Source organism: Blastococcus sp. CCUG 61487 (assembly GCF_005222955.1).
Classification (GTDB): domain Bacteria; phylum Actinomycetota; class Actinomycetes; order Mycobacteriales; family Geodermatophilaceae; genus Blastococcus.
The window spans coordinates 23994-32561 of sequence record NZ_LWUA01000250.1 but is presented as its reverse complement, the minus strand read 5'-3'; the positions used below and the strand labels follow the sequence as shown (position 1 = coordinate 32561).

The 8568-nt window shown below is 74.4% G+C and carries 11 protein-coding genes; 7 read left to right on the top strand and 4 right to left on the bottom strand.

Annotated features, from left to right (window positions below):
• Positions 1-479, bottom strand: a 479-nt coding sequence (locus A6V29_RS15470) for a uroporphyrinogen-III synthase (RefSeq protein WP_249933267.1), incomplete at its 3' end; no start/stop codon positions are given.
• A 26-nt stretch (positions 480-505) separates the two neighbouring features.
• Positions 506-1552, bottom strand: a complete 1047-nt coding sequence (locus A6V29_RS15465) for an MBL fold metallo-hydrolase (protein ID WP_212719455.1) — start codon at positions 1550-1552, stop codon at positions 506-508.
• 52 nt (positions 1553-1604) lie between these two features.
• Here A6V29_RS15465 and A6V29_RS15460 point away from each other — a divergent pair, with 52 nt between their 5' ends.
• The 5 genes from A6V29_RS15460 (at position 1605) to A6V29_RS15440 (ending at position 4658) form a co-directional block, all read left to right on the top strand.
• The gene (locus A6V29_RS15460; RefSeq protein WP_137161135.1) at positions 1605-2099 is read left to right on the top strand and encodes a PH domain-containing protein; all 495 of its coding nucleotides are present in this window, start codon (positions 1605-1607) and stop codon (positions 2097-2099) included.
• Positions 2100-2411: 312 nt separating this feature from the next.
• Positions 2412-3008: a translation initiation factor IF-3 gene (gene infC / locus A6V29_RS15455; protein WP_137161134.1), complete on the top strand. Its 597-nt coding sequence runs from the start codon at positions 2412-2414 to the stop codon at positions 3006-3008.
• Positions 3009-3100: 92 nt separating this feature from the next.
• Positions 3101-3295 (top strand): 50S ribosomal protein L35, encoded by a 195-nt coding sequence (rpmI, locus tag A6V29_RS15450; protein WP_137161133.1) that lies wholly within the window; start codon positions 3101-3103, stop codon positions 3293-3295.
• 42 nt (positions 3296-3337) lie between these two features.
• Entirely contained in the window at positions 3338-3727 is a 390-nt protein-coding gene (rplT, locus tag A6V29_RS15445; protein ID WP_137161132.1) for a 50S ribosomal protein L20, read from the top strand.
• 142 nt (positions 3728-3869) lie between these two features.
• Positions 3870-4658 (top strand): TrmH family RNA methyltransferase, encoded by a 789-nt coding sequence (locus A6V29_RS15440; RefSeq protein ID WP_137161131.1) that lies wholly within the window; start codon positions 3870-3872, stop codon positions 4656-4658.
• A 23-nt stretch (positions 4659-4681) separates the two neighbouring features.
• Here A6V29_RS15440 and A6V29_RS15435 read toward each other — a convergent pair whose 3' ends face one another.
• Positions 4682-5617, bottom strand: a complete 936-nt coding sequence (locus A6V29_RS15435; RefSeq protein ID WP_137161130.1) for an AurF N-oxygenase family protein — start codon at positions 5615-5617, stop codon at positions 4682-4684.
• 63 nt (positions 5618-5680) lie between these two features.
• Here A6V29_RS15435 and A6V29_RS15430 point away from each other — a divergent pair, with 63 nt between their 5' ends.
• Both A6V29_RS15430 and A6V29_RS15425 read left to right on the top strand, forming a co-directional pair.
• The gene (locus A6V29_RS15430; RefSeq protein WP_137161129.1) at positions 5681-6331 is read left to right on the top strand and encodes a TetR/AcrR family transcriptional regulator; all 651 of its coding nucleotides are present in this window, start codon (positions 5681-5683) and stop codon (positions 6329-6331) included.
• 62 nt (positions 6332-6393) lie between these two features.
• Positions 6394-6696 carry a DUF4873 domain-containing protein gene (locus tag A6V29_RS15425; RefSeq protein ID WP_137161128.1) on the top strand — a complete coding sequence of 101 codons (303 nt, stop codon included), beginning with the start codon at positions 6394-6396 and terminating at the stop codon, positions 6694-6696.
• A gap of 1 nt (position 6697) precedes the next feature.
• Here A6V29_RS15425 and A6V29_RS15420 read toward each other — a convergent pair whose 3' ends face one another.
• Complete coding sequence (locus A6V29_RS15420) at positions 6698-8506, bottom strand: EAL domain-containing protein (RefSeq protein ID WP_137161127.1); 1809 nt, start codon at positions 8504-8506, stop codon at positions 6698-6700.
• Positions 8507-8568: the final 62 nt, after the last annotated feature.

The window sequence follows — 8568 nt, the reverse complement described above, 5'->3', positions numbered from 1 at the left end:
CCGGCGACGACGTCGGCCAGCGGGTCGCCGTGCAGCTGGAGGGCGATCCGGCGTCCCCGCAGCTCGCCCTCGGCCCCCGAGAGCAGGTGCTCGAGCACCTCGGCCGACGACTCCGACGCCGGTGACCACGCGTCGACCAGCCCCGCGCCACGGATGGCGCCCCGGGCCTTGGGGCCGCGGGCCAGCACCCGGGCGCCGCGCAGGTGCTCGACCAGTGGCAGCTGCCACGCCTCGGCGGCCGCCACCCATCCGCGGAAGCCCACCGCCGTCGTCGCCACGGCGAGGTCGACCGGGCGCTCCAGCACCCGGCGCGTGGCGGCGATCAGCTCGGCGTCGTCCTCCAGCGGGACGATCCGGATCGCCGGCGCGTGCACGACGCGGGCGCCGCGACGCTCGATCAGCGCGATCAGCTCGTCCGCGCGGCGCGCGGCGGTCACGGCGACAGTCCGGCCCGCCAGGGGCAGCTCGGGCTCGGTCACGTCCTCCCTCTCCCGGGGTCGATCGGTCAGCGGACGGCGAGGGTCCAGGTCGGCACCGGCCCTCCGCTGCTGGTGATGAGGCCACGGCTGGCCAGCAGCCGCACGTGCGCGTCGGTCTCCGTCACCGCGAAGATCCGCATCCGCCGCTCGTACTGCTCCCACGGCCGCGACCACGTCAGGTGCGCGGCCAGCTGCCACGGGGTGGAGTGCGGGTTCGCGGCGATCGCCGTCAGCAACTCGGCCAGCCGGCGCTCGTGGTGCGCGGTCAGGGCATCCACCCGGTCGGCCAGGCCGCGGAACCGCCACTCGTGGGCGGGGAGCACCTCGTCGGGATCCAGGTCGCGGACGGCGGCCAACGAGTCGAGGAAGTCCCGCAGCGGATCACCCGCACGGGCCCCTGTCGAGATGTTGGGGCTGATCCGCGGCAAGACGTGGTCACCGGAGAAGAACAACCGGGCGTCCTCCTCCGCGAAGCACAGGTGGCCGGGAGTGTGACCCGGCGTGTGCAGGGCACGCAGCCGCCAGCCGGGGAAGTCGGCGTGCTCGCCGTCCTCGAGCATGAGGTCGGGCACGGCCATCGTGGTCCACCCGCCGAAGGAGTCGGCGGAGCCGACGTCGGACGCCGCCTCGTCGGGGTCGGCGCCGAGGCCGATGAGGAACTGCACCTCGGTGTCGACGGCGTGCTGCGCGCCGCGGGTGGTGAGGTCACCGACGATCGAGGCGTCGGCCGGGTGCATGGCGATCCAGGCGCCGCTGGCCTCCCGGACCCGTCCGGCCAGGCCCAGGTGGTCGAAGTGCAGGTGGGTGACGAGCGCTCCGCGCACGTCGGCGACGTCCCCGCCGATGGCGGCCAGCCCGGCGGTGAGCGCGGCCCACGACTCGTCGCTGCCCCAGCCGGTGTCGATCAGGCCGAGGCCGCCGCCGTCCAGGGCGAAGGCGTAGATGCTGTTGTAGCGCAGCGGGTTGTGCGGGATGGGGACGGGGATCGACCACAGGCCCTCGCGGACCTGCTCGACCGGGGGCAGGGCGCGCGCCTGCCAGGCGTCGTGCTGGGCGGTGCCGGTGATCTCCACGCCTGGCCACTCTGCCAGCCGGGCGCGGCGCGACGGCTGAGACCATGGAGCCATGTCCGGCCCCGCCCCCGAGCTCCCCGCGTCCGTCACGGCCGTGCCGCGCAAGCTCCGGCTGTTCCTGGTGCTGCTCGCACTCGTCGTGCTCGCCGTCACCACGGTGATCGTGGTGACGCTGCCCTCGACCACCAACACCGTCGTGGACTACGGGGTGGTCGACCAGGTGGCCCTGGCCGGCATCGGGATCCTGCTGGCCGTGGGGGTGCTGCTCCTCGGCCGCTCCCGGCTCGACGCCGACGCCGACGGCATCCACGTGCGCAACCTGTTCGTCCACCACCGCTTCACCTGGCACCAGGTCCGCGCCGTGCGCTTCGAGCGGACGTCGGCCTGGGGCGCGCTGGCTCTGGAGAACGGGGACGAGATCTCGCTGCTCGGCCTGCAGGTCGCCGACGGCGAGGACGCGGTCCGCGCGATCGAGGGGCTCCGGGCGCTGCACGCGGCGGCCCGAGCGGACGACCCGGTGCCCCCGCCGCTGCTCTACGACGACTGATCCGCCGGGGGGAATGACCGGAGCGGTACGGACGCTGTAGGGTGGGCGTGCCTCTCCTGCTACACGAGGCACGCGAACCATCCAGCGGCCCCACCCAGGGCCGCTGATCCAAGAGGAGCCCGCTCCCACCTGACGCCGTCCAGGCGTTCAGGTCCCCGGATCGCGAGGACCGGCCAGCGCCGGTCGTCGCGGCCCGCATGCCCAGCGCATGCGGCCGGAGAGTGGGCCCCGTGAGCAGCTGCTCCCGGGGCCTTCGTCCTCTCCGGCTCCGGTGCGGGTGAGCTCCTCCCAGGCAAGAGCAGAGGAGAGGCCATCACCGAGCCCCGCATCAACGACCGTATCCGCGTTCCCGAGGTCCGCCTCGTCGGACCCGAGGGCGAGCAGGTCGGCGTCGTGTCGATCGGCGAAGCGCTGCGCCTGGCCCAGGACTCGGAGCTCGACCTCGTCGAGGTCGCTCCCATGGCCCGGCCGCCGGTCGCGAAGCTCATGGACTACGGCAAGTTCAAGTACGAGTCCGCCCAGAAGGCCCGCGAGGCCCGGCGGAACCAGGCGCTCACCGTCATCAAGGAGATGCGGCTGCGCCTGAAGATCGACCCCCACGACTACGAGACCAAGAAGGGCCACGTCGAGCGCTTCCTCAAGGGCGGCGACAAGGTCAAGATCACCGTGATGTTCCGCGGCCGCGAGCAGTCGCGCCCGGAGATGGGTTACCGCCTGCTGCAGCGGCTGGCCGCCGACGTCGCCGAGCTCGGCGTCGTGGAGTCCAACCCCAAGCAGGACGGTCGCAACATGGTCATGGTGATCGCCCCGCATCGGAACCAGGCCGCCACCGACGCCGCGCGTCGCTCCGCGAAGGCGGAGAAGGCAGCAGCCTCCGACGCGTCCGAGGAACCGGCCGCCCAGGGCTGAGCCGGAGCCGCACGACCCGCACACGGCCGGTGCCGGCCGGCAGCTCCCCGCTGCCGCCGGCACCGACATCTGAGACGAACAGGACGAGGGACATGCCGAAGCAGAAGACCCACAAGGGCACGGCCAAGCGCGTGCGCGTGACCGGCTCCGGGAAGTTGGTGCGCGAGCACACCAACAACCAGCACAAGTTCGAGGTCAAGTCCTCGAGCCGCAAGCGCCGCGTGAGCGGCATCGGCGTCCTGTCCCCGGCCGACGCGCCGCGGATGAAGAAGCTGCTGGGCCGCTGAGCGCCCCTTTCCCCTGACCCATAGAACGACAGGAGCACTCACGTGGCACGCGTGAAGCGGGCGGTCAACGCCCAGAAGAAGCGCCGGACGACTCTCGAGGCAGCCAGCGGCTACCGCGGGCAGCGGTCGCGTCTGTACCGCAAGGCCAAGGAGCAGATCCTCCACTCGGCCACCTACAACTACCGCGACCGCAAGGTCCGCAAGGGCGACTTCCGCAAGCTGTGGATCACCCGGATCAACGCCGCGGCCCGCCAGAACGACATGACCTACAACAGGTTCATGCAGGGCCTCAAGCTGGCCGGCATCGAGCTGGACCGTCGCGTCCTGGCCGAGCTCGCCGTCAACGAGCCGGCCACCTTCGCCACGCTCGTCGAGTCGGCCAAGGCCGCCCTCGCCGCGAACCCCGAGGCGACGGGCGCGCAGGCCGCCTGAAGAAACACCCCGTCCTCCTCACCCCTCGCACGCTCGGGGCGAGCCTCTGGACGGGGCCGGCGCCGTCGGTGACCGGCCCTCACGGGCCGGCGCCGGCGGCGCCGTGGTCTGTCCGGCACGCGCACGAGGAGGGTGGGACCGGGTGACCGAGCTGCTGACCGAGCGGTCGGCGCGGATCGTCGCCGCGCGCAAGCTCACCCGTCGCGCCGGGCGGGACGCCGCGGGGCTGTTCCTCGCCGAAGGGCGGCAGGCCGTCGCAGAGGCACTGGCCGACGGCGACGGCGTCCGTGAGGTGTTCGCGACCGAGACGGCCGCCGCCACCCACCACGACCTGCTGGCCGCCACCGCCGTCCCGGTGCGGCTGGTCACCGACAAGGCTGCCGCCGGCCTGTCCGAGACGGTGACCCCCCAGGGGCTGATCGCCGTCTGCGCGCTCCGGGACGTCCCGGCCGAGGACGTGCTCGCCGCTCCGCCGCGGCTCGCCGTCGCGCTGGCCGAACTCGCCGACCCCGGCAATGCCGGGACCGTGCTGCGGACCGCGGACGCCTGCGGTGCCGGTGCGGTGGTCTTCGGCGCGGGGTCGGCCGACCCCTACGGCGGGAAGGCGGTGCGCTCCAGCGCGGGCAGCCTCTTCCACGTCGACGTCGTCCGCGGCGCGCCGCTCGCGGAGTTCCTGCCTGCGTGGCAGCGGGCCGGTGGCACGGTGCTGGCCGCCGACGGCGGGGGAGAGGCCTCCCTCGACGCGCTGGGTGACCGGCTCGCCGGGCCGGTGCTCTGGGTGTTCGGCAACGAGGCCCGCGGTGTGCCGGCGGAGCTGGCCGGGCTGGCGGACGCCCGGGTGCGGATCCCGATGCGCGGCCGGGCGGAGAGCCTCAACCTCGCCGCGGCCGCCGCGATCTGCCTCTACACGACCCAGCTCGCCCAACCCTGACGGACGTCCTGCACCGGAAGTCCCTAGATGAGCTGGGCGCGCTTCCAGAGACGCTCGGACGGGCCACCGATCAGGCCGGCGTCGCGGAGGAACGACACCAGTCCGGCCGCCGCCTCCCGCAGCTTCGCCGCGTAGTGCTCGTTGCTCCGCGCCGCCTCCTTGGCCGCCACCGGGTCCAGCCCCACCGAGGCGTAGACCTCCGGCTGCACCAGGTTGTCCGCGACGATGGCGGCCACCGCGGCGACGATCGTGCGGTGCTTGCGCAGCTGCCAGCGCGAGAGCTCGGGCGTGCGCCGGGCGACCTCCTCGCGGGCGAACCGCATGTGCCGGGCCTCCTCGACGACGTGGATCTGGCTGGTCGCCCGGGTGAGCGGCTGGACCCGCTCGTCCTTCATGAGGTCCCGCTGGAAGATGTCGAGGATCTCCTCGGCCACCAGGATCGCGGCGTAGGCGGCCGGCCCGTCGCCCTTGGCCGCGAACGCCTTGCCGAGGCGCTGGATCCGCTTCGGCGGCTGGTAGGACGGCGCGCCGAATGTCTGCGCGGTGCGCGCGAACATGACCGAGTGGCGGCACTCGTCGGCGATCTCGGTCAGCGCCCACTGCACGTGCGGCTGGGCGGGGTCGTCGCCGTAGATGTCGCGCAGCACCAGCTGCATGAGCAGGCATTCGAACCAGATGCCGACGCCGGAGATCGAGCAGTACTCGTGGACGGTGAGCGTGACCCGCTGCTCCTCGGTGAGCTCGTCCCACAGCGGCGTGCCGTAGAGGCTGGACCACTCGGGCGAGAGGCCGTAGAGATGCTCCGGGATGGGCGCCTCCCAGTCGATGTCGACGACCGGGTCGTAGGACTTCTTCGCGGCGGAGCCCAGCAGTCGGGTGGAGAGCGCCTGCCTGTCGACCGGGGTCTTGCGCGTGGCGGGCCCCTGCTCGAGGGCGGCGGCGGGCAGTGTGGCGGTCATCGACGGACTCCCTGGGTACGACGAGGGCGGCTGTGAGGGAAGGTAGCTGTTACTGTGGAATACATGCAACCGCTGGTGGAGGCACCTCCGGCGGCGGCGCCTGACGGGCGCCGCTCGCGGTGGGCCGAGCACCGCCGCGCCCGCCGGGAGGACCTGGTGACGGCGGCCGTCGAGGCCGTGCGCGTGGCCGGGCCGGATTTCGCCGTCGACGACGTCGCCCGGAGCGCCGGCGTCTCCAAGACGGTCATCTACCGGTACTTCGCCGACAAGGACGAGCTCGTCGACGCCGTCCTGGGCCGGATCTCCGACGTGATCCTGCTGCCACGGCTGATGGGCGAGCTGGCGGTGGAGCGCGCCGACGACAAGGCGGCGCTGCGCTCGGTGATCGCCGCGTTCGTCTCGCTCATCGAGGACGAGCCGGCGCTCTACCGCTTCGCCTACGCCCACGCCGGCCGCTCCGGGCGGGCCGACCTGGTCGCCGCCACGGAGCGGGAGATCGCCCAGGCGCTGGGCGCGATGCTGGCCGAGCGCCTCGCGGCCGCGGGTCGGCCGAACACGGCGGCGATGACCTGGGCGTACGGCGTCGTCGGGATGGTGCAGCTCGCCGCCCACTGGTGGTCGGCGGAACGAACGGTGACGGCGGCCGAGCTGGTCGACCAGCTCACGGACCTGGCGCACGGGGGGCTGGGTCTGCTGCTGCCGCCGCCGGGCTGAGCGGTCCGGCCGGGACGGCGGACCCGGACCAGACAGCGGACCCGGACGACGCGGAGAGGTCGATGAGCGAGCACGACGAGCCCGAGGGCTACGACGGCGAGGTCACCGTCGTGATGGATGGCGAGCCGCCCCGCACCGCGGGCGCGGTCCTGGGCGCGCGATTCGACCCGCTGGCCGGATCGGTGGTGTGGTCGGGGCGCCTCCGGCTCGCGGTCCCGCCGCGGACCCGGCTCGAGGTGACCACGCCGCACGGGACCGGGGCCGCCGAGGCGACCGAGGCGGACCCGTGGGGGAACACGCGGATCACCGGCGTGGGCAGGCCGCCCTTCCCCGTCGAGCTGCTCGACGGCGCCGCGGAGGTCTGAGTCAGCGCAGCAGCGCGGTGCTGGACGCCTCGGCCGCGGCCAGCAGGCCCAGGACGTCGTCGCCGTCGCCCGGGCAGAGCGCGGTACCGACCCGTACGCCCAGCACGACCGGCCGCCCCGCGACCACGAACGCCGAGCTGACCGCGTCGGCCAGCCCGGCCGCGATCCGCGCGGCCTCCTGCGGCGCGTCGTCCGGTGCCAGGCCCGAGATCGCCACGGCGAACCGGGCGGCGTCGAGCGTGCCGACCAGGTCGTCGTGCCGCAGCCGCCCGCGCAACCGGGTGGCGGCGGAGCGCACGAGGTCGTCGGCGGCCGCGTGGCCGAACCGATGTGCGACCGAGTCCAGCCCGTCCAGCCCCAGCGTGACCACGGCCAGCAGGTCGCGGCCGCCGCGCGCGTTCCAGGCGGCCACCTCCAGCAGCTCCTGGGTGCGCAGCCGGCCCGGCAGCCCGGTCGTCGGATCGGTGCCGGCGAGCTCCACCAGCCGGCCGGAGTGGTCGGGCTCCGGGGTGCGCGGGCGCGGCACGGCGGGCAGGGGAGGAGTCGCGTCGGTCCGCCGGGGGGCGACCCGCGACAGCAGCTCCCGCGTCGCCCGGATCACCGTCGTCCGCTCGTAGGTCAGGGCGTACTCGAACTCCCGCTCCAGGTCCGGGCCGGTGGAGCCCAGGTCGCGGGCGAGCAGGGCGGCGGAGAAGTGCGGTCCCAGGACGGCGAGGTCCCACTCGCCGCGCACCGGATCAGCCGGGTCCAGCGTGGCCCCGCGGATGCCGGGCAGCGGCTCCTCGTCCAGCCCCTCGCCGACGGCGCAGACGAAGCCGGTGGCCGCGGCCAGCCCGGCGTACCGGCGTTCGGTCGCGGTCGTGAAGTGCCGCGCCTCCTGGAAGGTGGCGGCGACCACGCAGGTCTCCCCGACGCGCACCGCCTCCCGCTCGAGCTGCTTGCTCAGCTCCACGAGGAGCGACTTGGGCGCGCGGCGCAGCGGGGTCCCCGGCGGCAGGCAGCCGAACGGGGAGGCCGTGGCGCGATCACCCCGTGCGGGCTCGGCCACCGGCAGCCGCAGCTCTCCGCCCGCCCGGTCGAGCGCGGGCCCGGCGGCGGGCCGGCCGAAGTGCCACCCCTGACCGAGGGTCGCGCCCAGCGCGCGAGCCGTGGCGAGGTGGGCCTCGGTCTCGATCCCCTCGGCGAGCACCAGCGCGCCGGTGCTCTCGGCGTACGCGTTGACCGCGTTCATCACCTGGGCGGCCTCGGCCCCGGGGCGGCCCTGCACCAGACGGAGGTCGAGCTTGACCACGTCGGGGCGCAGCAGCGGCATGAACGACAACGACATGGGGTCGGCGCCGACGTCGTCCAGGGCGATGCCCCAGCCGAGCCGGCGGACGCGCTCCACGGTCCGCATGAGCTCGGCCGGCCGGGCGGCCAGGGCCCGTTCGGTGACCTCGAGGACGACGCGCAGCTCCCGGGGCGCGGTGCCCGCGATGGCCAGCAGGTCGGCGAGCGGCGCGATGTCGAGCACCTCGGGCTCGACGTTGACGAAGACGGTGGTGGGCGCCAGCAGTCCGTGCTCCACCGCACCCCTGAACGCGGCGGCGCGGCACGCCTCGTCCAGCTCGGGCAGCTTGCCCGCGGCGCGCGCGGCGGCGAACAGCGCGTCGGGCCGCTCGAGGGGGCCGACCGGCCCCCGCGCGAGCGCCTCGTAGGCGACGACGGCGCCGCTGTCGAGGTCGACGATGGGCTGGAAGACGCTGTGCACCGCTCCGCCGAGGGCGCGGTCGAGCGCCTCGGCCGGGGAGTCGGACGGGTCGGAGAGCACGTCGTCCCATCGGCGGGCACGGCAGCGCGGCCAAGCCGAGGACGCGGGCCTCACCCCGAAGG

Excerpts from the sequence above, each read along its gene's own strand:
- A6V29_RS15460 (WP_137161135.1), top strand. The coding sequence starts at position 1,605 with ATGTCCGGCCCCGCCCCCGAGCTCCCCGCGTCCGTCACGGCCGTGCCG.
- rpmI (WP_137161133.1), top strand. The coding sequence starts at position 3,101 with ATGCCGAAGCAGAAGACCCACAAGGGCACGGCCAAGCGCGTGCGCGTG.
- A6V29_RS15435 (WP_137161130.1), bottom strand. The coding sequence starts at position 5,617 with ATGACCGCCACACTGCCCGCCGCCGCCCTCGAGCAGGGGCCCGCCACG.
- A6V29_RS15430 (WP_137161129.1), top strand. The coding sequence starts at position 5,681 with ATGCAACCGCTGGTGGAGGCACCTCCGGCGGCGGCGCCTGACGGGCGC.
- A6V29_RS15425 (WP_137161128.1), top strand. The coding sequence starts at position 6,394 with ATGAGCGAGCACGACGAGCCCGAGGGCTACGACGGCGAGGTCACCGTC.